The 23,804-nt window shown below is 46.4% G+C and carries 20 protein-coding genes; 7 read left to right on the top strand and 13 right to left on the bottom strand.

Going from position 1 to position 23,804, the window contains the following annotated elements:
* The first annotated feature begins 15 nt into the window (after window positions 1-15).
* Entirely contained in the window at window positions 16-858 is an 843-nt protein-coding gene (locus HUX74_RS17370) for an endonuclease/exonuclease/phosphatase family protein (RefSeq protein WP_118696548.1), read from the top strand.
* 214 nt (window positions 859-1,072) lie between these two features.
* Here the strand turns inward: HUX74_RS17370 and HUX74_RS17365 are convergent, their stop codons facing one another.
* Together HUX74_RS17365 and HUX74_RS17360 are read right to left on the bottom strand one after the other, a co-directional pair.
* Window positions 1,073-2,410 carry an NADP-specific glutamate dehydrogenase gene (locus tag HUX74_RS17365; RefSeq protein ID WP_174647092.1) on the bottom strand — a complete coding sequence of 446 codons (1,338 nt, stop codon included), beginning with the start codon at window positions 2,408-2,410 and terminating at the stop codon, window positions 1,073-1,075.
* A 363-nt stretch (window positions 2,411-2,773) separates the two neighbouring features.
* Complete coding sequence (locus tag HUX74_RS17360) at window positions 2,774-5,062, bottom strand: NADP-dependent malic enzyme (RefSeq protein ID WP_005826960.1); 2,289 nt, start codon at window positions 5,060-5,062, stop codon at window positions 2,774-2,776.
* 175 nt (window positions 5,063-5,237) lie between these two features.
* Between HUX74_RS17360 and HUX74_RS17355 the strand changes: the two genes are divergently transcribed.
* Window positions 5,238-7,742 carry a family 20 glycosylhydrolase gene (locus tag HUX74_RS17355; protein ID WP_174647091.1) on the top strand — a complete coding sequence of 835 codons (2,505 nt, stop codon included), beginning with the start codon at window positions 5,238-5,240 and terminating at the stop codon, window positions 7,740-7,742.
* 64 nt (window positions 7,743-7,806) lie between these two features.
* Here HUX74_RS17355 and HUX74_RS17350 read toward each other — a convergent pair whose 3' ends face one another.
* Complete coding sequence (locus tag HUX74_RS17350) at window positions 7,807-9,087, bottom strand: O-acetylhomoserine aminocarboxypropyltransferase/cysteine synthase family protein (protein ID WP_009038038.1); 1,281 nt, start codon at window positions 9,085-9,087, stop codon at window positions 7,807-7,809.
* 137 nt (window positions 9,088-9,224) lie between these two features.
* Here HUX74_RS17350 and HUX74_RS17345 point away from each other — a divergent pair, with 137 nt between their 5' ends.
* Window positions 9,225-10,241 carry an N-acetylmuramoyl-L-alanine amidase gene (locus HUX74_RS17345; RefSeq protein ID WP_009038039.1) on the top strand — a complete coding sequence of 339 codons (1,017 nt, stop codon included), beginning with the start codon at window positions 9,225-9,227 and terminating at the stop codon, window positions 10,239-10,241.
* A 6-nt stretch (window positions 10,242-10,247) separates the two neighbouring features.
* Here the strand turns inward: HUX74_RS17345 and HUX74_RS17340 are convergent, their stop codons facing one another.
* Together HUX74_RS17340 and HUX74_RS17335 are read right to left on the bottom strand one after the other, a co-directional pair.
* Window positions 10,248-11,144, bottom strand: a complete 897-nt coding sequence (locus HUX74_RS17340; RefSeq protein WP_174647090.1) for a DMT family transporter — start codon at window positions 11,142-11,144, stop codon at window positions 10,248-10,250.
* Between the two features lie 340 nt (window positions 11,145-11,484).
* The gene (locus tag HUX74_RS17335) at window positions 11,485-12,342 is read right to left on the bottom strand and encodes a GyrI-like domain-containing protein (RefSeq protein ID WP_034529538.1); all 858 of its coding nucleotides are present in this window, start codon (window positions 12,340-12,342) and stop codon (window positions 11,485-11,487) included.
* 193 nt (window positions 12,343-12,535) lie between these two features.
* On the opposite strand from HUX74_RS17335, the gene HUX74_RS17330 reads away from it, so the two are divergent.
* Window positions 12,536-13,243 carry a TIGR02757 family protein gene (locus HUX74_RS17330; protein ID WP_005832997.1) on the top strand — a complete coding sequence of 236 codons (708 nt, stop codon included), beginning with the start codon at window positions 12,536-12,538 and terminating at the stop codon, window positions 13,241-13,243.
* A gap of 4 nt (window positions 13,244-13,247) precedes the next feature.
* On the opposite strand, the gene ung is transcribed toward HUX74_RS17330, so the two are convergent.
* Complete coding sequence (gene ung, locus HUX74_RS17325; protein WP_005832994.1) at window positions 13,248-13,910, bottom strand: uracil-DNA glycosylase; 663 nt, start codon at window positions 13,908-13,910, stop codon at window positions 13,248-13,250.
* Window positions 13,911-14,123: 213 nt separating this feature from the next.
* Between ung and HUX74_RS17320 the strand changes: the two genes are divergently transcribed.
* A complete protein-coding gene (locus HUX74_RS17320; RefSeq protein WP_005832992.1) occupies window positions 14,124-14,474 on the top strand; it encodes a helix-turn-helix domain-containing protein in 351 nt (116 codons plus the stop codon).
* A gap of 169 nt (window positions 14,475-14,643) precedes the next feature.
* Here the strand turns inward: HUX74_RS17320 and HUX74_RS17315 are convergent, their stop codons facing one another.
* On the bottom strand, window positions 14,644-14,928 hold the full coding sequence (locus HUX74_RS17315; protein ID WP_174647089.1) for a YtxH domain-containing protein: 285 nt from the start codon (window positions 14,926-14,928) through the stop codon (window positions 14,644-14,646).
* Between the two features lie 166 nt (window positions 14,929-15,094).
* Between HUX74_RS17315 and HUX74_RS17310 the strand changes: the two genes are divergently transcribed.
* The gene (locus HUX74_RS17310; protein ID WP_005826936.1) at window positions 15,095-15,370 is read left to right on the top strand and encodes a putative quinol monooxygenase; all 276 of its coding nucleotides are present in this window, start codon (window positions 15,095-15,097) and stop codon (window positions 15,368-15,370) included.
* Window positions 15,371-15,448: 78 nt separating this feature from the next.
* Window positions 15,449-17,308, top strand: a complete 1,860-nt coding sequence (locus HUX74_RS17305; RefSeq protein ID WP_005832990.1) for an SLC13 family permease — start codon at window positions 15,449-15,451, stop codon at window positions 17,306-17,308.
* Between the two features lie 147 nt (window positions 17,309-17,455).
* On the opposite strand, the gene HUX74_RS17300 is transcribed toward HUX74_RS17305, so the two are convergent.
* The 6 genes from HUX74_RS17300 to HUX74_RS17275 form a co-directional block, all read right to left on the bottom strand.
* Complete coding sequence (locus HUX74_RS17300) at window positions 17,456-18,418, bottom strand: TIM-barrel domain-containing protein (protein WP_254592885.1); 963 nt, start codon at window positions 18,416-18,418, stop codon at window positions 17,456-17,458.
* Between the two features lie 619 nt (window positions 18,419-19,037).
* Window positions 19,038-20,243 carry an ABC transporter permease gene (locus HUX74_RS17295; RefSeq protein ID WP_117964159.1) on the bottom strand — a complete coding sequence of 402 codons (1,206 nt, stop codon included), beginning with the start codon at window positions 20,241-20,243 and terminating at the stop codon, window positions 19,038-19,040.
* 11 nt (window positions 20,244-20,254) lie between these two features.
* Window positions 20,255-20,899, bottom strand: a complete 645-nt coding sequence (locus HUX74_RS17290; RefSeq protein ID WP_119961338.1) for an ATP-binding cassette domain-containing protein — start codon at window positions 20,897-20,899, stop codon at window positions 20,255-20,257.
* A 41-nt stretch (window positions 20,900-20,940) separates the two neighbouring features.
* Window positions 20,941-22,494 (bottom strand): DUF4836 family protein, encoded by a 1,554-nt coding sequence (locus HUX74_RS17285; protein WP_131225378.1) that lies wholly within the window; start codon window positions 22,492-22,494, stop codon window positions 20,941-20,943.
* Between the two features lie 22 nt (window positions 22,495-22,516).
* On the bottom strand, window positions 22,517-23,215 hold the full coding sequence (locus tag HUX74_RS17280) for a 16S rRNA (uracil(1498)-N(3))-methyltransferase (RefSeq protein ID WP_117964162.1): 699 nt from the start codon (window positions 23,213-23,215) through the stop codon (window positions 22,517-22,519).
* A gap of 1 nt (window position 23,216) precedes the next feature.
* Window positions 23,217-23,801, bottom strand: coding sequence for a bifunctional nuclease domain-containing protein (locus HUX74_RS17275; protein ID WP_117964163.1), 585 nt, complete (start codon window positions 23,799-23,801; stop codon window positions 23,217-23,219).
* Window positions 23,802-23,804 lie beyond the last annotated feature (3 nt).

Genomic DNA, 23,804 nt, shown 5'->3' with positions numbered 1-23,804 from the left:
TTTATAGATATTAATATGAAACAGTCCTTTTTTATTTTTATGGTAATTACCCTTATGTTACCTCAGTTCGTTTCTGCAAAAAGGGGGAAAAATAGTTCACAACTTACTGTTATTTCTTATAATATGCGGTATGGTACGGCAGAGGACGGTGTTAATGCATGGGAATTCAGAAAGCCAGCTACTATAAAAATGATTAAAAAGCATAAGCCTGATATTTTGGGAGTTCAGGAAGCTTTGGATTTTCAGCTGGCGTTTATTCTTGAGAATTGCACGAACTATGAGGCTGTAGGTGTTGGACGCATTGATGGTAAGCACAACGGAGAGCATGCTTCAATAATGTATAATAAGAAAAAAATAGAATTGTTGGAGTGGGGTAATTTTTGGCTTTCTTCAACTCCTGAAATTCCTTCTATAGGGTGGGATGCTGCATGTACCCGTACTGCTACATGGGCACTTTTGAAGGATAAAAAGACAATGGAGAAATTTTATTACGTTAATACTCATTTGGACCATGTCGGAAGAGTGGCACGGAAGGAAGGTCTGAATCTCATTTTAGAAAAGATACAGAAGATTAATCCTGATAATTTTCCATTAATTTTAACCGGAGATTTTAATATGGAGCATACGGATTCTTCCATACAAAAACTGAATGAAAAAATGATAGATGCTAGAACTTCTGCTAAAAAAACGGATTCTTTTGGTACTTTCAATGGATGGGGGACCCGTAGCTCCATTATAGATTATATTTATTATAAAGGGTTTAAAATGTGTACGGAATACGTTACAATTCGAGAAAAATATGCAGGAAAAACTTTTATTTCTGATCACTATCCGATTAAGGGGGTACTGAAGTTTTAATTATGTGAAAAATCATGATGTATTCTGGTTTTCTCACGATGTGTTTGCTAATGGAGGGCTGTTAGAATTATGGATGAGTCCGAAACCGAATAAAAAATGAGGGAAGGACAAGGAAATTCTTAATATGTCCCTACTGACTAGGTTACTATTATGAAGAAAGGCGAAGAGGTACAACTCCCTTCGCCTTTCTTCATAACAACTATGGCTTTTATTCTTACACAATCCCTTGTGCCATCATAGCCTTTGCCACCTTCATAAATCCGGCCACATTGGCACCCTTCACGTAATTTACATAACCGTCGGCTTCCGTACCATATTGCACGCAAGCTTCGTGAATGTTCTTCATGATGCTCTTCAATTTCTCGTCCACTTCCTCTGCACTCCAGCTCAACTTGATAGAGTTCTGAGTCATTTCGAGACCAGATACTGATACACCGCCAGCATTGGCTGCCTTACCCGGAGCATACAGAATCTTTGCATCCTGAAATACCTTGATGGCTTCCGGTGTAGAGGGCATGTTGGCGCCTTCGGATACTGCCATTACCCCATTAGCTATCAACTGACGGGCATGGTCGCCATTTAATTCATTCTGAGTGGCAGAAGGCAAAGCGATATCAGCCTTTTCGCCCCAAGGCTTGGCTCCTTCCACATATTTCACACCCGGATATTGTTCAGCATATTCGCGGATACGTCCACGGTAGAGGTTTTTCAGCTCCATGATGTAATCCAACTTTTCGCGGTCAATGCCGTCCGGATCGTATACATAACCGTCAGAATCAGACATGGTCAATACCTTACCACCCAATTCCAATACTTTCTCGGCCGTATATTGAGCTACGTTACCGCAACCGGAAATCAGACAAGTTTTGCCTTTCAAGTCAGTACCCTTAGTCTTCAACATTTCCATCAAGAAGTAGATGTTACCGTAGCCGGTAGCTTCCGGACGAATCAGCGAACCGCCGAACTCACGGCCCTTACCGGTGAAAGTACCCGTAAATTCATGAGCCAGCTTCTTATACATACCGAACATGAAACCTACTTCGCGACCACCTACACCGATATCACCGGCAGGTACGTCTGTTTCAGGACCGATATGACGCCACAACTCCAGCATGAAAGCCTGAACGAAACGCATAACCTCAGCATTCGACTTGCCGCGCGGAGAGAAGTCCGAACCGCCTTTACCGCCACCCATAGGCAGAGTTGTCAATGAGTTTTTAAATGTCTGCTCGAAAGCAAGGAATTTCAGGATGCTCAGGTTTACAGAAGAGTGGAAACGAACACCGCCTTTATAAGGGCCGATAGCGTTGTTGTGCTGCACACGATAGCCCATGTTGGTTTGTACGTTACCTTTATCGTCTACCCAAGTAACACGGAATTGGTAAACGCGATCGGGGATGCAAAGACGTTCAATCAGATTGGCTTTGTCAAACTCCGGATGCTTGTTATACTCTTCTTCAATCGTAGAAAGAACTTCTTCTACTGCTTGATGATACTCCGGTTCGTTGGGGAACCGTCTTTTCAGGTCTTCTAATACCTTAGCTGCATTCATAATCTATTTCTTTTATTGGTTGCTACTATATATTACCTAAAACAATTCGATTTTCGGTTTGTTTCCTTTTCCTCTCATTGCGGTTGCAAAAGTACACATAAAAATGAAACGAGCAAACATTTTATAAAGAAAATGCGGTATAAAACAACAATTTTATTGTTTTATACCGCAAAATGGAATAAAAAGATATTATTTATCCTCTTTTTAGAGACTTTATGACGGGAATAAATACTAAAGCCGCCGAAATGGTAAGCGTTAGGATGATTGGACCGTCAATTCGTTCGACAGATATCAAAACAATGTAGCAAAGTGCTGCCCAAAGCAGCATAATGCAAACTATTTGGAATTTTGATAACGGTCGTTTCATTTGGCTGCTTTCTTTTTGTCTACGATAGCATCGATAACTGCCACTGCGGTGATATTCACGATATCTCGCACGGAGCTTTCAAAATCGGTGAAGTGGATAGGCTTGTTCAGCCCCATTTGGATAGGACCAATCAGTTCGGAGTCCGTATCCATCGCCTGCAACAGCTTGTAAGCAGAGTTTGCAGAACTCAAGTTCGGGAAAATCAGTGTGTTTACGTCTTTTCCTTTCAAGCGCGTAAACGGATACTTGGCATCACGCATTTCGCGGTTCATGGCGAAATTCACCTGCATTTCTCCGTCAATGGCAAGGTCAGGATAGTTTTGTTGCATATAATCCACAGCTTCGTGTACACTTACCGGGCTGCCTTCTTTATCCGCACCGAAGTTGGAGTAACTCAACATGGCCATTACCGGTGTATGATTAAAGAAGCGGACGGTATATTCCGATAGCTTGGCAATATCGATTAGCGTTTCGGCATTGGGATGACGGTTAATCAGCGTATCGGCCAGGAAGTATGTACCTTTTTTGGAGTTCAGGATATGCATGGTGCCGAAATGCTTGTATTCCGGACGGATGCCGATGACTTCCTTGGCAACCTTGATGGTATTGCTGTATTTGGTGTAAAGACCTGTGATGAAAGCGTCTGCTTCACCCGTCTCCACCATCATCATACCGAAGTAGTTACGTTCGAACATTTTGTCGTTGGCTTCTTCGTAAGTGGCTCCTTCGCGGGCACGTTTTTCAGATAGAATGCGGGCATAGCGTTCACGGCGCGGCGCTTCATCCGGATGACGCAGATTTACTATCTCGATACCTTCAAGGCTAAGGTCTAGTTCTTTTGCCAGCTTCTCGATGGCTTCGTCGTTGCCCAATATAATAGGATGGCAGATACCTTCAGCCTTGGCTTCCACAGCAGCTTTCAGCATATTGGGGTGGATGCCTTCGGCAAATACCACACGTTGTGGGTTGCGGCGGGCGGTGTCGTAGAGTTGGCGGGTCAGTTTGCTTTCGTAACCCATCAGCTCGCGCAGTTGCAGGCGGTAGGCATCCCAGTCTTCGATGTCTTTGCGAGCTACACCGCTTTCCATGGCAGCTTTGGCCACAGCGCAGGACACTTCGGTGATGAGGCGCGGGTCAACCGGTTTCGGGATGAAGTATTCGGGACCGAAGGTGAAGTTGTTTACATGGTATGCTTCATTCACAACATCGGGCACGGGCTGCTTGGCAAGGTTGGCAATGGCGTGCACGGCAGCAATTTTCATGGCTTCGTTGATGGCTTTTGCCTGCGTGTCGAGGGCGCCGCGGAAGATGTAGGGGAAACCGATTACATTATTAATCTGGTTAGGATAGTCGGAACGACCGGTGGACATCAGTACGTCCGGACGTGCTGCCATGGCGTCTTCGTAAGAGATTTCCGGAGTAGGGTTGGCAAGGGCAAACACGATGGGATGGTCTGCCATGCTGCGAACCATGTCCTGGGTCAACACATTACCTTTTGACAGTCCGAGGAATACATCGGCGCCTTTGATGGCTTCTGCCAGAGTATGTACATCGCGACGGTCGGTGGCAAAGTAACGTTTCTGCTCGGTCAGATTCTCGCGATCGCTGGTAATGACTCCCTTACTGTCCAGCATCAGGATATTCTCACGGCGTGCGCCGAGCGCTTCATACAGTTTGGTGCATGAGGTGGCGGAAGCCCCGGCACCGTTTACGACGATTTTCACTTCCTCTATCTTCTTGCCTGCCACTTCCAGGGCGTTCAGCAATCCTGCGCTGGAGATGATGGCGGTGCCGTGCTGGTCGTCGTGCATCACGGGGATGTCCAATTCCTCTTTCAGGCGGCGTTCTATTTCGAAACATTCGGGTGCTTTGATGTCTTCCAAGTTGATACCTCCGAATGTTGGGGCAATAGCCTTGACAGCTTCGATGAACTTGTCGGGGTCTTTTTCATTTACTTCGATGTCGAATACGTCGATACCGGCATAAATTTTGAACAACAGACCTTTACCCTCCATGACGGGTTTGCCGCTGAGGGCGCCAATATCGCCCAGGCCGAGCACGGCGGTTCCGTTGGAGATGACAGCTACCAGATTGCCTTTTGCTGTATATTTATATGCATCTTGCGGGTTTTTCTCAATTTCGAGGCACGGTTCTGCAACGCCCGGAGAGTAGGCGAGAGAAAGATCGGTTTGTGTACTGTAAGGCTTGGTGGGTACTACTTCAATCTTACCCGGTTTGCCTTGCGAATGGTAGAGCAAGGCTGCTTCTTTGGTTATTTTAGCCATGGTAGAATAGTTAAATTGGTTATAATTTGGCTGCAAATGTAGGTATAAAAGTTCTAAATTGTAGCTCGCTGTCAATAAAATCTATTACTTTTATCAGTTAATTAGCTTAAAATGCTTATTTTTGGCATCAGATTTTAGAGATTACCCCCATTTATTAACTTAACACATGAGTTGCATGAGAATTTTGAAACTTCCTCTGGCAGGATTATTATTTTGTGTAATGGCACTATTTGCTGGATGTAAAACGAGTAATGAACCTAAGGCACCGGTTGCTCTGACCTGGGAAATGGGTGCAAGTGACATCGAACCCGGATATTATGAGAATACCTTTATTCTCAAGAATATCTCTCAAAAACCTCTAAAAAAGAACTGGACGATTTACTATTCACAGCTTCCCCGAGGGGTGAAGCAGGAAGGAGCCTCTGAAGTGAAGGTAGAGGTAGTGAACGGTAATTTTTTCAAAATGTATCCGACAGACGAATTTGCTCCGCTGGCTCCCGGTGATTCCATGCGGATCACTTTCCTTTGCACTTACAAGCTGGACCGGAACTCCCATGTACCGGAAGGAACTTATTGGGTGGAGACTGTGGATGGTAAAGAGGGCAGTCCGTTGCCCGTGGCTTTGAAGGCGCTGCCGCTTCCTTCTCCCGAGTCAATGAGCGGCTATCCGGATGCGACTAAGATTTATGAATCCAATCTTCGCTTGGCTGGTGCTCCTGCTTTGGTGCAGTCAGACATTCTTCCGTCTGTAAAGAAAGTGGTAGCCATTGAAGGCGATAATGTCGTATTGGAAGGTAAGGTAGCTTTGGCATTTCCGGAGAACTTTGCCGGTGAAGCCAAGTTGCTGAAAGAGAAACTGACTGGTTTGTATGGTTTGGAAGTTGTCGGAAATGCTTCCGTGAAGATTGTGCTGGAAGAACTGCTTGATAGGAAGGAGGCCGTAAATGATGAATATTATACTATCAATATAGGTGACAACCTGATAAAAATCAGTGCTGCCACTCCTCATGGCATTTTTAATGGTACACAGACACTTTTGTCAATGTTGAAGGGCAAGCAGACACCTTATTTGCTGGAGGCAGTCTCCATTCGGGATTATCCGGACTTGGCATATCGTGGACAAATGATAGATATTGCCCGTAATTTCACCGCTCCGGAGAACTTGAAGAAACTGGTGGATATTTTTGCATCTTATAAATTGAATGTCCTGCATTTCCATTTTTGTGATGATGAAGCCTGGCGTTTGGAGATTCCTGGTTTGGAGGAACTGACTGCTGTGGGTAGCCGTCGCGGGCATACCACTGACGAAAGCCAGTGCCTCTACCCATGTTATGACGGTGGCTATGACCCTGATGTAAAGACTGTAGGCAATGGATATTATAGCCGCGAGGAATTTATTGATTTGCTGAAGTATGCTGCCGAAAGACATGTCCGCATTGTTCCGGAAATAGAATCTCCGGGGCATGCCCGCGCTGCCATTGTCTCCATGAAGGCACGCTATAACAAATATTTTGAAACTGATCCGGGGAAAGCTACAGAATATATGTTGAGTGAACCGGAAGACACTTCACGTTATGTTTCTGTACAATATTATACGGACAATGTGATGAATGTCGCCTTGCCTTCTACCTACCGTTTTATGGAGAAGGTGATTCAGGAACTTAATGCGATGTATCAGGAAGCCGGTCTTTCATTGTTTACAGTGCATTTAGGTGGTGACGAAGTGCCTCGCGGCGTGTGGATGGGCTCCCCGAAATGTCAGGAACTGATGAAGAAAAAAGGCATGACGAAAGCTCATGATTTGTCGGAGTATTTCATTACGCAAATGGCGGATGTGATGCAGAAGAACGGACTGAAATTCAGTGGTTGGCAGGAAGTTGCTTTGGGGCATACCGAAGAGACTCATCAACAGTTGAGGGGCCAGGCTGCCGGTGTGTATTGCTGGAATACTGTACCGGGCTCTGATGAAGTGGTTTATCAGACAGCCAATAACGGTTACCTGGTCATCCTTTGCAACGTGGGCAATTTCTATATGGATATGGCTTACAATGGTCATCCGGACGAGCGTGGACTCGATTGGGGAGGTTATGTGGATGAGTCTGTCTCTTTCTCTATGCTTCCTTTCAGCATTTATCGTTCGCTGCGTGTGGATATGGCAGGCAATCCCATTGATTTGGGTAATGCGGAAAAGGGGAAGACTGCTTTGACAGAGATAGGCAAGAAACATATTATGGGTGTACAAGGACAATTATTCGCCGAAACTATCCGTAGTTTTGATGGCGTGGAATATCTTCTCTTCCCGAAAATCTTAGGGTTGACAGAACGTGGCTGGAATGCTCATCCGGTATGGGAAAATCTGTCCGGCGTGCGGGAGCAGCAGGCTTTCAATCAGGCTTTGGCACTTTATTATGAGAAAATCAGCAAGAGTGAAATGCCTTATTGGGCAAAGAATGGGATTAACTTCCGCTTGCCTCAGCCGGGATTATTGGTAAAAGATGGAAATCTGTATGCTAATGTGGCCATTGATGGTGCTGAAGTACGTTACACAACTGATGGTTCGGAACCTACTGCCCAGTCAACCTTATGGAAAGAACCGGTGAAGTGTGGTTCCCTGGTAGTGAAAGCAAAGACCTTCTACCAAGGCAAGGAAAGTTTGACGATTATATTGAATGTTGAGTAATAGAGAATATTGAAATGAAAAGGGAGTGCATTGTCCGAAAATGCACTCCCTTTTGTTTATTCCTTTAGGCGTTCAGCGCTTGTTCGATGTCGGCAATAATATCCTCTGCATTCTCTATACCTACCGAGAAGCGAATCAGGTCGGGGCGTACACCTGCCTCCATCAGTTGCTCGTCTGTCAACTGGCGGTGTGTATGACTGGCTGGGTGCAGCACACAAGTACGTGCATCGGCCACATGAGTCACGATGGCTGCCAGTTTCAGTGAATCCATAAACTTGATAGACTCTTCCCGTCCGCCCTTCAAGCCGAAGGTGACAACGCCGCAAGAGCCGTTCGGCATGTACTTCTGTGCCTGCTCGTAGTATTTGTCGCCCGGCAGACCACAATAATTCACCCAAGCCACTTTGTCGTTCTGGGCAAGATACTCGGCTACCGCTTGTGCATTCTTGCAATGTTGGGGCATACGCAGGTGCAGTGTTTCCAGACCCAGGTTCAGCAGGAATGCGTTTTGTGGAGACTGGATGCTGCCAAGGTCGCGCATCAGTTGGGCTGTAGCCTTGGTGATGTAAGCCATTTTGCCGAAGGCTTTCGTATAAGTCAGTCCGTGGTAAGACTCGTCCGGTGTGCACAGTCCGGGGAATTTGTCGGCGTGTGCATCCCAATCGAAGTTGCCGCTGTCTACAATGGCTCCGCCTACGCTGGTGGCATGTCCGTCCATGTATTTGGTAGTAGAGTGTACTACGATGTCGGCACCCCACTCAAACGGGCGGCAGTTGATGGGAGTAGGGAAGGTGTTGTCCACAATCAAGGGCACGCCGTGGCTGTGGGCAATGCGTGCAAACTTCTCTATATCGAGCACTTCGAGCGTAGGGTTGGAGATGGTTTCGCCGAATAGGGCCTTGGTATTGGGGCGGAAAGCAGCGGAAATTTCTTTCTCGCTGGCATCCGGGTTGACGAAAGTGACGTCGATGCCCAATTTCTTCAAAGTTACTCCGAAGAGGTTGAATGTTCCGCCATAGATGGTAGAGGAGCAAACAAAATGGTCTCCTGCCTGGCAAATATTGAAAATGGCATAGAAGTTGGCTGCTTGTCCGCTGGATGTCAGCATAGCGGCCACACCACCTTCGAGGGCGGCAATCTTGGCGGCTACTGCATCGTTTGTAGGATTCTGCAGGCGGGTATAGAAATAGCCGCTGTCTTCAAGGTCGAACAAGCGTGCCATCTGTTCGCTGGTATCATATTTGAAAGTTGTACTTTGATAGATGGGGAGTACACGGGGCTCGCCCTTTTTAGGAGTCCATCCGGCTTGTACGCACAGCGTCTCCGGCTTGAATTGCTTTGCCATAATGTTATCTGTTTTAAAAGTTTCTTATCTATTATCGCGTAAGTTGTCGCAAAAGTAGGGAAAAAATTATAATTTTGTGCTTAAGTATGGTAAAATGCTATAAATTAGCGGCTGGAAATTTGTAGCGAACCGAATAAATGATGAATAATTGGAATATGAAACGCATATTTTGTTTACTGACCATCTTCTTTTGTACTTTGTTTGCTTTTAATGCTTCGGCTCAGGAAGAGCGGGATAGTCCGAGACGTGGAGAAGGAATCTCTGTTTTCCTGGAACGTAACAAGCGCCCGGGGAGAGCCTATTATAAGGAGTTTTTGGAGCTGAACAAGAAACTTCTTAAAGGGAAGGAGGAATTGCGGCTGGGAGTGAAGTATGTACTGCCCCCATTATCAAAGCCGGTTGGCAATGGGAAGAAGACAATCAATGAACCTTTGTTCGGGAAAGCGCTTGCCAGTGTAAAAGTGACATCTAACCGTTTGCAGGGCGCTTGTTTTTATGTAGTGAGCGGACATGGAGGCCCCGACCCCGGAGCTATCGGCAGAATCGGCAAAATAGAACTGCATGAAGATGAGTATGCGTATGATGTGGCTTTGCGCCTTGCCCGTAACTTGATGCAAGAGGGGGCGGAAGTCCGTATCATTATCCAGGATGCTAAAGACGGAATCCGTGATGACAAGTACCTTTCCAACAGCAAACGTGAGACGTGCATGGGAGCTCCCATACCCTTGAACCAAGTGGCACGTCTCCGGCAACGTTGCGCCAAAATCAATGAGTTTTACAAGAAGGATCGCAAGAACTATAAATATTGCCGTGCCATTTTCCTTCATGTGGACAGTCGCAGCAAGAGCCATCAGACCGATGTGTTCTTTTACCACTCTAAAAGCAAGCCCGACAGCAAGCGTCTGGCTAAGACCATGAAGAAAACTTTCGAATCGAAATATGACAAGCACCAGCCCAACCGTGGGTTTACCGGAACTGTCAGCGCACGCAATCTTTATGTGTTAGCCAATACTTCTCCCGCTTCCGTATTCGTGGAATTGGGAAATATCCAGAACACTTTTGACCAGCGCCGTTTTGTAATCAGTTCGAACCGCCAGGCCTTGGCCAAGTGGATGATGGAGGGTTTCATCACGGATTATAAAAAGGCGAAATAAGGACAATCAACTCTCACTCTCCTTTTTCTTTTCGTGTACCACCACGACTGTAACGGCCGTTATTATCAGCGCCATGCCGACGACGCTGGCCGGTGTGAAGCTTTCATTGAATATCAGGCAACCGATAACTACGGCTGTCAGAGGTTCCAAGGCCCCGAAAATGGAAGTCAGTGTAGGCCCTATGTATTTAATGGCTTTTACCAGGGTGATGTTGGATATAGCTGTTGCCGGCAGCGCCAGTCCGAGAATGTTCAGCCATGTGTGGGTATCATTGGCCAGCCGGATGCCTCCGGTCAGACATCCTCCTATAATAAAGAACAAGGCTCCCAGCCCCATTACGTAGCATGTCAATGCAGTGGAGGGAATCTGCACGGCACGGCTCTTCCTTACTCCTACGATATATCCTCCATAAAAGAATACGGACAGACCGGCAGCAATCAGCCCGATGGTCGTGTTTCCTCCTTCAAAGTCTATTTTGCCGGATGACAAAAGTCCAGCTCCGCTTAGTGACACCAACACGGCAAACAGAATGGCGAATGACCTCTTTTCTCCGAAAAAGCCCATCATGGCCAGTGCCACGGCCAGCGGATACATGAAATGAATGGTGGATGCCACTCCGCTGGCTATGTTCTGATAGGCGATGACCAGACTGAAGGAGGTAGCTGCCCGAAGCAGGCTGAGGATGAACACCGTTCCCCAGTCTTTCCCGCTGATGCGGAATGTCTCGCCTAGCATAATGCCGAAAACGACCAGGGTAAGTGAAGCTATTCCCCATCGGTAGGCCAATACTTCGAAAGAGGAGAAGCCCGCAAGGAGTAATGAAATGGTGAAGAAAGGAGCCAGCCCGAAGGTGGCAGAGGAGAGAGCTGCATATATAAACCCTTTTATGGAAACATTTTGCATCTTTTATCTTGATTTTGATGGAGGTTTTAAAATTATCTGTTTGCATCAATTGCTTGATTCGCATTGCGTCGTGCAAAATTAGTGAATAAAAACAAGCATACAGACAAAGGAATGTCCCTTTTTTACAATACAGTATAGATATGGGTATCTAATAGTATCGACCGGCTTGCCTGATATTTATTCGTTCCACCATGAGATAAAAATCATTCCACCGCGGAGTAAAAATCGTTCCACCATGGTGGAACGATTTTTACTCCATGGCGGAACGAATACTTGTTCGCTGTCCGGCTCCTAAACTCTTCCGGGGAGAAAGCCTGATGGCGCCGGCAGAACAGTTTGCCTACTCTACCGGAATATAAATTTCTGTCAACAGTTCCTCCGGCGCCGTATCTGCGGGGTTGTTTAGGTAACGTTCCGCACTGGACTCATCCCGTAAGCTACATTCCATTTCGGGGATATACTTCCCGTAGATGGTGTCGTATACGGCCTGCAGATGTTCGTATGGACCTTTGTATAGGAATATGGCATAGCGGCCTGCCGCGAGCTGTTTAAATCCTATGTCTCCTTTGGCCGTTGCAAATGAGGGTAGGACCATACATACATCGGTACGCAGCTTTTCAGCGGGTGTCACTTTGGGGTCATCGTGATAGATACAGTAGGGCATCACTTCTCCCATAGGCAGTTTTTCTTCTTGGATGAACTGGCAAAGGCGCATCCATGCGCTGCAATAGTCGTTCAGTTTATAGTCGCCAAAGAGGCGGATGTAAATCACATTGCGGGCAGGAACTTCTTTGATTTCGTGTTTCAGTTCCAGTTCCGGACGAATAATGGCTGGTTTCATAATTACAAAGTTTTTATTGTTACGGTATTCTAATGGTGAAATGCCATAGAACTGCTTGAATACTTTTGACAGTGACGAGGGCGAAGAGTAGCCTATACGGTAGGCTATGTCCGCTATCGGCATGTCCGAGTAACGAAGCAACCGGGCAGCGGCTTCGGTACGCGTCCGGACAATGAACGTACCGACGGGTTCACCCAGGAAAGCTTTCATGATGCGGTGGAAGTAGAAGGGAGAGAAATGGGAAATCCTGGCCAAAGATTTCAGGTCAATTTCTTCTCCGAGGTGCAGATTTATATAATCCACTACTGCGTTCACGCACTTTTGGTATTCCTCCTGGGTTGTCTTTTTCTGTTGCATGGTTCTATTGGGCTTTTTCATGTTGCAAAAATAGGAGGAAAAGAAATAGGTTACTTGTCCGATGTTGCTATAAATGCAATATCTTTAAATAAGATAAACTATATCCCGGCACAACTTTTTCGTGCAAGCATGAAAGTTTTGCATTCGATTTGCAATATCTTTGCATTTCAGATGAAAAAACAAATGCTTGCAGATGACCGAGGAGATTAAAAGACAACTTTGGGAGTGGGCGGCGGCCTATCATTGCGCCGGCTTCATTCAGAACGACCCCGTACAGTTTCCACATCGCTATGAACGGAGGCAGGATATTGAAATCAGTGGGCTGCTGACTGCTATCATGAGTTTCGGCAACCGTAAGCAGATATTGAAAAAGGCTGATGAGTTGCATAGGTTGATGGGGGTATCGCCTCATCAATACGTATTATCTTGCCAATGGAAGAAAGACTTCCCTGCTACGGACAGAAGCAGTTTTTACCGAATGCTTTCTTATGCTGACTTTCATTCCTATTTCAGGCGTTTGCATGCTGCCTATTCTGCTTTTGACAGTCTGGAGGATGCCTTATGTACGTATGCCGGTAATCCGATGGAAAGGTTATGTGCGTTTTTGGAAGTCTCGGCAAAGAGTCCCCAAAAGAAACTGAACATGTTTTTGCGCTGGATGATAAGGAAAGGTCCGGAAGTGGATTTTGGTATTTGGGAGAGATTTGATTGCAGGGACCTGATTGTGCCTTTGGACACGCATGTCTGCCGTGTGGCCTATGCTTTGGGACTCACCGAGACAGAAACATTTTCTTTGAAGAATGCCCGCCGGATTACTGAAGCTCTGGCAGAGGCCTTTCCGGACGACCCGTGCCTGGGGGACTTTGCTTTGTTTGGAAGCGGAGTCAGCGGAGTATTGTAGCGTGTTACCAGTCAATTTCTTGTATCCCTCTGCTCCGTAAGAAATCGTTGGCTTTACTGAAGTGCCTGCAACCGAAGAATCCGTATTCGGCAGAACGTGGGGACGGATGGACGGTAGTCAGAATCAAGTGTCTGCTGCTATTGATTAAAGCGGCTTTCTCTTTGGCGTACGCCCCCCAAAGCATGAATACAAGATTCTCCCGTTCATCACTCAGTTTCTTGATAACAGCGTCTGTGAAGGTTTCCCATCCCATGTTCCGGTGCGAGCCGGTTTCGTGGGCACGTACTGTGAGGACGGAATTCATAGGAAACACGCCTTGCGCTACCCAACGGTCCAGATTTCCGGAAGTCGGAATGGGCTTTCCCAAGTCCTGATGTATTTCCTTGAATATGTTTGCCAGAGAACCGGGAATGGCTATTCCTTTCGGTACGGAAAAGCAGACTCCATAATACTGACCGGGATTAGGATAAGGGTCTTGTCCGAGGATGACGACTTTCACTTTCTCGAACGGGCAAGAGTTGAAGACGTGGAAAATTTGATGGCCGGGAGGTAGCACGTTGGCATGTCCATACTCACTTTTTACAAATGCTACCAGCTTCTCAAAATAAGGTTTGTCAAACTCCTCTTGTAGGCGTTTTCTCCAGCTTTCTTCTATTTTTACGTTCATAAGAGTCTTGCAGTTACATATGAATAGGAAACGATGTTGCAAAAATACAAATAATCCGGATGAGGCAGATGCATTTACGAGTATAAAGAATGTTTTAATTATCGTATGAAACGATAGTTATTTTGAGTAAGTTTATTACTTTTGTGGTGCAATGCCGGACACTAAGCATAGAGTCGCCATTGCTGAGGTTGAACTGATTGGTAAAATAAAGGAATGGAAAATTTTCATCGTATGGATGCTTGTCCGGTACGGGATGTACTGAGCAGGTTGGGAGACAAATGGACAATGCTTGTGCTGGTCACACTGAAAGCGAATGGAACGATGCGTTTTTGCGATATACAGAAAACCATAGGGGATATTTCCCAGCGGATGCTGACGGTTACATTGCGCTCATTGGAGACGGACGGGCTGATTGTTAGGAAAGTCTATGCGGAAGTTCCTCCCCGTGTGGAGTATAACCTTACAGAAATCGGATGTAGCCTGATGCCGCATATTGAATCTTTGGTAGGATGGGCATTGGAGCATATGAATGATATTTTGAATCGGCGCAGTCTGCAGAACTGATGGGTCGATATGCAAAGAGGGTGTGTCGAAACTGGTATTCACCACAGATTACACAGATTTGCACAGATAAGCATCTTTGATTATCAGTAGATTAAGCTCATTCTGTGTTAATCCGTGTAATCTGTGGTGAATTTTGACACACCCCTTCAGAAGTTTCCAAGTGCTTGTTTTATTTCTTAGCATCGGCAAAATTGTGAACCTTGTTTTTCAGATTGTCAGCTTTCTCTGCGGCCTCATGGGCCATCTTGTCTGCTACTTTGGTGCCAACGTGCAATGCTTCTTCTTCAGCAGTGTTGATGAACTCCTTGGCTTCGCCATTTGCTTTGTGGATGGCACGGCATATGGCATCTTCCAGCTTTTTAGCTTTCTCCGTACGGGAGAAGTGGTAGGCCAATGCACCGGCAACCGAACCTATTCCCAGTCCGATCCAGAAATTAGAATCTTTACATTTCATAATCAAGTCAGTTTTTAATAGTTAAAGTTAGAATCAATTCTGATGAGACAACATACTTGCCAAAGATTGGTTCATCCGGCGGGAAAGGAATTAATAACAATTTACTTTTGTTGGTGGAGATATTTATTCTGCTTAAATTTGCGATGCACTTAAAATTTATACAAGTATGATTAGATTAAATGTTTTTATTCAGGTAAGTGCGGAGAACCGTGCCGCAGTATTGGAATCTGCCAAAGAACTGGTCGCATATTCCTTGAAGGACAATGGATGCATTGCTTATGATGTGTTTGAGAGCGCCACTCGCAGCGATGTTCTTATGATTTGTGAAACATGGAAAGATGCAGAGTCATTGTCTGCCCATGAAAAAGCAGACCATTTTGTGGCCCTGGTGCCCAAAATCCAGGGGCTGGCTGCCATGAAGTTGGAAAAATTCGAGTTCTGAATCAGTAATTTGAGGTAGTAAGGGGTTGTGTGATCATGCGTAAATAAGTATATTTGTGCATTCTTAATATACATATTTATGCTGATTACCCTTATTATCCTTGTTCTCTCCGCTGCCTTTTTTGTAGCAGGCAAAGTCCGTTCGGACATTGTGGCGCTTTGTGCGCTGATTGGTTTATTGATATTTCAGATTCTTACTCCTGAAGAGGCCCTTTCCGGCTTCTCCAACTCGGTGGTGATTATGATGGTGGGCTTGTTCGTTGTGGGCGGCGCCATTTTTCAGACCGGGCTGGCTAAAATGATAAGTTCGCGCATTTTAAAGCTGGCAGGCAAAAGCGAGCTGAAACTCTTCTTGCTGGTTATGCTGGTTACCTCTGCCATTGGTGCTTTTGTGAGCAATACGGGAACGGTGGCTTTGATGCTGCCTATCGTGGTGAGCTTGGCACTGAGTGCCGGAATGAATCCTAGCCGTCTATTGATGCCTTTGGCTTTTGCCAGCAGCATGGGCGGTATGATGACACTTATCGGTACGCCTCCTAACTTGGTCATTCAGAATACATTGACGGGAGCGGGCTTTGAACCGCTGTCTTTCTTCTCCTTCTTGCCGGTGGGCATTGTGTGCGTGATAGTGGGAACTTTGGTTTTAATGCCTCTGACCAAATGGTTTCTCTCCAAGAAAGGCAAAAAGAATGACGGAACATTGTCGGGTAAATCATTGGACCAACTGGTACAGGAGTACGGACTTTCCAGCAACCTGTTCCGTTTGAGGGCTGTCAATGACTCCCGTCTGATAGGAAAAACCATCATAGACCTGGATGTACGCCGCAAGTATGGTCTGAATATCATTGAAGTACGGCGTGTAGACTCTTCCCAACATAGATTCCTGAAAACTATTACCCAGAAATTGGCATCACCCGATACGACTATTTGGGTGGGTGACGTGCTTTATATTACGGGAGAGGTATCGAACGTAAATCGTTTTGCTGAAGACTTTTTAATGGAAATGCTCGACGGGCATACCACTGAAGAAGCCTCTAAAGCCGACAAGTCCCTTGACTTTTATGACATCGGAATTGCCGAAATCGTGTTGATGCCCTCTTCCAATATTGTGAACCGGACGGTGAAGGAAGCGGGGTTCCGTGATAAATTTAATGTAAATGTATTGGGCATCCGTCGTAAGAAGGAATATATATTACGTGAATTGGGACGTGAGCGTATGCATAGTGGCGATGTTTTGCTGGTGCAGGGTGCGTGGCAGGACATCGCACGGATAAGCAGGGAAGATTCCGATTGGGTGGTATTGGGGCAGCCTTTGGCAGAAGCCGCCAAAGTGACGCTGGATTATAAAGCGCCCATAGCTGCCGCTATCATGGTGCTGATGGTTGCCATGATGGTCTTCGACTTTATTCCCGTGGCCCCGGTGACAGCGGTGATGATTGCCGGCTTGCTGATGGTGCTGACGGGATGTTTCAGGAATGTGGAAGCCGCCTATAAAACGATAAACTGGGAAACAATTGTACTCTTTGCAGCCATGCTCCCCATGTCTCTTGCACTCGAAAAAACCGGTGCCTCGGAATATATATCCAACAGTCTTGTAAGTGGGTTGGGCAGTTATGGTCCTATTGTGTTGATGGCAGGTATCTATTTCACCACTTCATTGATGACCATGTTCATCAGCAATACGGTGACGGCAGTGCTGATGGCCCCTATTGCTCTTCAAAGTGCGATTCAGATTGGAGTAAGTCCCGTTCCGTTCTTGTTTGCCGTGACGGTTGCGGCAAGTATGTGTTTCGCTTCTCCATTCTCTACACCGCCCAATGCACTGGTGATGCCGGCAGGACAATATACATTCATGGATTATATAAAAGTGGGGCTCCCGTTGCAGATTATTATGGGAGTGGTGATGGTATTTGTGCTGCCGTTGTTGTTTCCTTTTTAGCAAAGTATATGACCACTTCATTATGCTGTAATATTAGGCGCGGATTACGTGGAGTAACGCGGACTATGCAAATTGGATTCTTGAAATCTGCGTAATCCGCGCCTAAAAAATAGTAAGGTAGTTTTGACACGTTCCTCCTTTTTACTGTTACAGCTTTATACTCTTTTTCTTTCCTGCATAGCTTATTGTCTTTCTGCCTTTCATCGGCCGGTTTCTCGTATCGGAGTCCTGACCGACCAGGACAACCTTGAACTTGCGGCTTTTCAGCATGTTCGGAAAACTGCTTTCCCGCTCTTCTATCGTCAGAGGACGGGCCTTGTCCTCCCAAGATACACTGCGGTTCAAGGTCTGTCTGTCCTGCTGCTTTTCGTTACTCCAGAAGTCCCACCAGTCTGCGCCTTGAGGGAGGTAAACCGGCGCAAAATCCATTACTAAAGGACGCATGAATGTACCGTCATTGTGGAACACATCCCAGGAAGTGCTGTAAACGTAGGGCAGAAGGCGATAGCGCAGATTAATCACCTTCTCCTGGGCATCGAAACACCACTCGCCACGCTTGCCGAAGTTCCAGATTTCACGGGGCAACTCCGTACCGTGCGAACGCATTATCGGGCAGAAAGTGCCGAACTGCATCCAGCGTCCGGCAAAGAAGCCACCTATGTCACTGTTCCAGTTCGGGATGTTCATCAAGCTATAGTTCAGTGCGGCAGGAATCTGTTTCTCCAGCATGTCCCAAGTGGAGGTCACGTCACCACTCCAGGTGTTGCAGCCGTAACGTTGTTGTCCGATAAATCCGGAACGGGTCAGGATGATAACGCGTTTGTCTTTGCTCAAAGCCTTTTGATGCGAGGCTATTCCGCTGTTGTGCATCAGTGAGTAGACATTTTTTACACTCCGGTAAGACCCCAAGTGAGTGGAGAGGTCATAGTCCGATTCTTGTCGGTTGATATGGTCAGTCTCTGTAGAATCGAGCCACCAGTCGTCGTTGCCGATGTAACTGAAAATGCCTTTATTCAGATATTTCCAATAAATGTCCCTTGCTTCGGGATTGTAGACGTCGTAGGGGCGTGTGCCACTTTTGGGTGGCCAAGTGTTGAAGTTGATAATCATCCCTTTGGCATCCAACTCCTTGCGTTGCTCTGTGTGGGTGCCAAAGCCGGGTCATGCCACAATCATCAGCTTGGCATTCAGCTTGTGACCACTACCAGACTTTCTTTGTTGTAGGGTTTGCCTTCGGGAGTTTTGAAACCTGCACAATGGAAGGCGAATAGAATTCCACACGGATGTCCATTCCTTATGTGGTGCATTTCATTCCTTGAGGTGTGCGTTCTGTGTTCTGGGCGGCACACAAGTTTGCAAGCATGGTTGCACAAGTCAGCACGAAGCCGGCTCTTTTCATAAAATTCATTTTCATGGTTCTTTTAAAATTATGCTGCAAAAGTAGTCCTGAATCCTCTTTAGACGGCAACAATCTTGTTGAAACGGAACAACACTCAGGTTGATTTCTGCATTTTTTCCGCATATTCCGAGGGGTGGCAACCGTACATTTCTTTTGTTCCGCTTCATAACGGCTGCACTGCTTTATCAAGTTGCGGATGCGGAGCAAAAGGATTTCTTCTTTGTGTTTCCGTTCTATCTCCTTTCGGGTGCGGTATATGTAGAGGCGGATGCTTGCTGTAATGATGGCATATCATGAACTTTATATTTGCTGGATGGAATTTTTCCATCTTTATTTTCTCCCTTTCCAGATACTGATAATTTTTTTGCCTATTGCCAAAATATTCAGCAGTGATACAGCAAAAAATAATAGGCAACCGATCAATATACATGGAAGCAGTGATCCGCTCTCCAATTGCGGGAAGAGGCTTTGGACTACTTCTATATAGTAACTGCGCACCCATGCCACGCAGCCGATGGCGAGGAGCAGTACCAGTACATTCAGCCCTACTGTCAGTATATAATAAGGTGTGGCTACCTGCGTCGGGCTATATCCTATCAGCAGCAGGTTTTCCAGTTTTACCGTATTCTTTTGGAGAAGCAGGAAGATGCTCAGCATCAGGATGTAGAATGACAGAATGCTGATGAACAATCCTACTCCCATGACGATGGCCGTAATGAGGCGCAGGAAATAAGTTGTCTTCCCGGCATCCAGATTGTTGCCTTCAGTTTCGTAATTCTTTTGCTGGAAATAGTCGGTGATGGCTGTGTCGGTAGGATTCTTTACTTCCACAATCAGCCGGGACGGTTCCGCTTCTTTCTCCGGTGCGAAATTCTTATTGGCCCAGTCCATGAAGGATTGGGGAACGAGAATGGTATTCAGCCGGTTGGAGAATCCTACAATGTTGCCTTTATATTGTTCCACACGTCCGTTACCCCGCATCATCACATCCATTTGTACCAGACTCATCAGGCCTTCGGAGAGTTTCGGCAGACTCCGGCTTTGTGCAAAGCCAAAGTTGTAGAGGTTCAGATAGTTACGTGGAATGATGATGGGAATTACCCGGGCATCTTCGTCAAAATGCCATTTGTCCAGACTGACATCCACATATTCGTCGGGTACAGACTCGAAAAACATCTCTGTTGACAGACGGATACCGGCTTCCTGCATACCGAGTCCGGCAGAAACCTTGAACTGGGAAGGAGTGAACGCGCCTACCCCCTTAGTAAAAGGTTGGGCTTTCAGGTCCTTTATCTCCTCTTTGGAGAAGGTATTGCTTTTCCCGGCAAAGCTGCCCAGAGTACTGATTTTTTTGGTAGCAATGATATACTCCTTCTTCATGAAACTATCCCCTTCCGTAAAAACGGGAAGGACATCACGATAGAATTGTACGCTCAGCAATACAATCATCATGCCGAAGAGATTGGCGAGGAAAAAGCCTGCCAGCTGTCCGACACTGATGTGCTGGCGGAGAAGTTTCCAAACAAGTCGATTCATATTAGCCACATTTATAATTTATAAATTTCGTCATACTCTAGTTCCAGATGCTTACCTATGGAAGTCACTATGATTCCCGCTTCTTGGCGGCTGGCTTCTTCTGTCAGCAGTCTGCCCATGATTGTTCCGTTCTCGTTATCCAGATGGCTGATGGGTTCGTCCAGGAAGATGAAGTCGAAAGGCTGGCAGAGGCTGCGGATAAAGGCGACTCTTTGTTGCTGGCCAAAAGATAGCTTTCCGGCTTTTTCGTTTACCTTGTCGTCAATGCCGATGGCCTCAAAGAGGGTAAGGACTTCTTTCCTTTTTTTGAAATTGGTAAGCCGGTTCTTCAGTTGTATGTTCTCGATGGCGGTAAGTTCGGGAAAGATACGCAACTCCTGAAAAAGAATGCTGAGAGAGTGTTTGCGTATATCTATCCAGTCATTGACGGAGAGTGAACGGATATTGCGTTCATCAAAGTTGATGATTCCCTGATAATCGTGCCGATAGCCGTAAATATAGCTACAAAGCGATGACTTTCCGGTACCCGAAGCGGCTTCTATGAGATAACGTTTCCCTTTGTGGAACGTAATGTCCCGATGCCATACGTCTGAGGTAATGGCATCACGGTCGGCAAACACTTGAGGTAGTGTTTGCCGTAGGTGAATCCTATTCATGAGTGGTATTAATCCTTAATCTCTAATCTTTAATCCTTAAATTACATTCCTGCAAACTGCTTGATGAAGTCCACAATCTGTTTCAACGCATTTACATCCTTATTCTTCAGTTGCAGGGTAACGGTTGCCTTGTCCTCGTTACCGACAGCTTCCAGATACGAGATATTGCCGAGCAGCGAGTAATAGGTGCTATACTCTTGTCCGCCGAACCCAACAAGCAATTTTATAACGGGCAGGTCGAGTACGGCTTCCGCATTGATGACAAAGGCTGTACGCTTGCCTTTCAGACTGGAAGCGAAGTCTGTTTCTTTGGCAGACGGGTCAGCGGTCTTGCAGGCATTCTTATACAGCAGTTCGTCGTTGGTGGCGTACATTTGTTTGTCTCGTATGCCGAAGAAAATGTTGATAGCGCGTGATTTATAGACATATTCATTCTCATTCAATTTCACGATGTCTTCGCCGCGTTTCAGTCCCAGTTCGGACTTTTTCTCATAAAGGGCTTTCAGAGGAGCATCGTTCTTTACGCTGGCGTAGGCAAGGAAAGAAGGATTACTGTTCATGGTTACATTGATAAGGCCTATGGTCAGGTCGTTGTGGAAAGCACTGAACAAGTCCTTTACTTCAGCGGCTTTGGTAATGGAGAAATCGTTGCGGAACTGCTCATTCTCTTGCAGTACATTGTAGAACTCCTCTCCATTGATACCTATGCTGAGCAGTGCCAGCGTAGATTTGGGGAAATATTTCAGAAATGTGTTTTCGATGGGGCAAGTGCTTTTGGCCTGCTTTTCGAAGAGAGCTTTCAGTTCTGCATTCTCTGTATAGTTATCTATCTTCAGCTCAATTTTTCCTTTTTCGAAAGAGAGGCTTCCCAGCATCTTCAAATCTTTCAAATCAATACTTTGGGATATTCCGTAATTCAGCGGATTGGCATAGGCACTCAGCAGGCTGGAGGGAGTAATGAGCATGTTGACGTCTCCGTTCTGCTTTTGCATCTTCTTGAAAGCAGTATTGCTGTTGATACTGTTCTCTTCCGTCTGTTTCAGTAGGGCGGGTATTTCCTCCTTGACTTTTTCCAATTGCGATGTGCCGGTGTAGTTCACCACCATAAGCGTGGTGGGAGTGAAAGCGAGCAGTGCCTGCTTGTTGATTTGTGCAAAGCTGTAGCCGTCCGCTTCTGACACGTGGCTGATTATCTGTTCTTTCTCCGTAACTTCCAGCAGTTTCAGCAAGTCATCCTTGTTCTGAACCTTGGCTACCATGGTGGTGTAGGGGAACGAGGGAGCATTGAAGATATAGATGGGCGCATGAACGTCCACTCCCGATTTGGCAGGGTCTTTCAGTACAGCCTCCAATTGTTGGAAAGTGGCTGCATTCATATCGCTTTTCAAGGCATCTGTCAGCTTTTGCAGTGCTTCTTTAGTCTCTTTATCTTTGGTACCGGCCTTGTCTGCCAATGATTTTAAATTGACAGCGATGACTTGCGAGGCATCGGAGGGAATCACATTGGTATATTCCGACTTTTTGGACGAACAAGCGCTTATCAGCACGATGAGCATTGCCAGTACTGAGAAGTGGAAGAATAGGTTCTTTTTCATATAGTTTTTGTTTTAGTGAGTATCATTGATTCTGTAAGTTGAGGATGTGGCAGGCAACCAGTGCCGCCGTCTCTGTGCGCAGCCTTGATTTTCCCAGGCTGATGGGGATAAACCCGTTTTCCGCCGCCTTCCGGACTTCCTCTTCGCTGAAGTCTCCTTCGGGACCGATTAGTACGAGGGCATCCTCTCCGGGATGTACCATATCCTTCAAAAGCGGTTTTTCGCCTTCATAACAGTGGGCGATGAATTTCTGGCCCGGAAAAGGCTGTGTGATGAACTTGTTGAAGTCTGTCATCTCATTCAGTTGGGGCAGGCGTGCCTTGAGCGACTGCTTGATGGCGGAAACCAGTATTTTGGAAATGCGCTCCGTCTTGATGACTTTCCGTTCCGAGAAACGGCAGTTCAGGAATGTCAGTTCGTCAAACCCAATTTCCGTCGCTTTCTCGGCAAACCACTCTGTGCGGTCCATATTCTTGGTAGGCGCCATGGCAATGTGCAGATGACCTTTCCACAAGGGGGCTTGCGGAAGGGTTTCCAGGATATTCACCAGACAGCGCTTGTTTGTAGCCGTACTGATTTCGGCACGATAAAAGCAGCCTTTTCCGTCTGTCAACATGACCTCGTCTCCAGCCTGCAAGCGCAAGACGCGTACGGCGTGTGCGGCTTCCTCTTCGGGCAGCTCTGCGTGGGCTTGTATGTCGGGGGTATAGAATACGTGCATATTACAAATTGTTCTTGAGTTGGTTAATCTGGTCTCTTAGCTGTGCGGCACGTTCATAGTCCTCTTCATCGACTGCTTTTTGCAGGGCCGTTTTCAGTATGCCTATCGTGTCTTCCTGCAGCAGTTCGTCTTTGTCCGGTTCGCTGCCTTCCATCGGGTCGATGGAACCTTCGACGGTTTTCAGACATTCTGCTTCGAGGATGTCTTCGTAGACAAAGATAGGGGCATTCATGCGCAATGCCAGGGCAACGGCGTCGCTGGTACGCGCATCAATCCGGAGAATGGTTTCTTCGGCTTTCATATAAAGGTAAGAGTAGAATACTCCGTTGTCTACTTTATAGATAAGAATACGCATCAGTTTTACGCCCAGCACTTCAAGAACGGAAGCGAATAGGTTATGGGTCAGCGGACGGGGCGGTACAATACCTTTCATCTCGATGACCATAGCTTGTGCTTCGGTGGCACCTATAATAATCGGAAGCTGGCGCTCGCCGCCCGCTTCACCCAGTACCAGGGCATAGGCGCCCGCTTGCGCCTGGCTGTTGGAAATGTTTAGTACTTGTAGTTCTATCTTCTTCTTATTCATACC

The sequence above is a fragment of the Bacteroides sp. Marseille-P8574 genome, assembly GCF_902825465.1.
Taxonomy (GTDB): Bacteria; Bacteroidota; Bacteroidia; order Bacteroidales; family Bacteroidaceae; genus Bacteroides; species Bacteroides uniformis.
The sequence above is the reverse complement of the archived record's forward strand: the minus strand, read 5'-3'. Positions and strand labels throughout refer to the sequence as shown.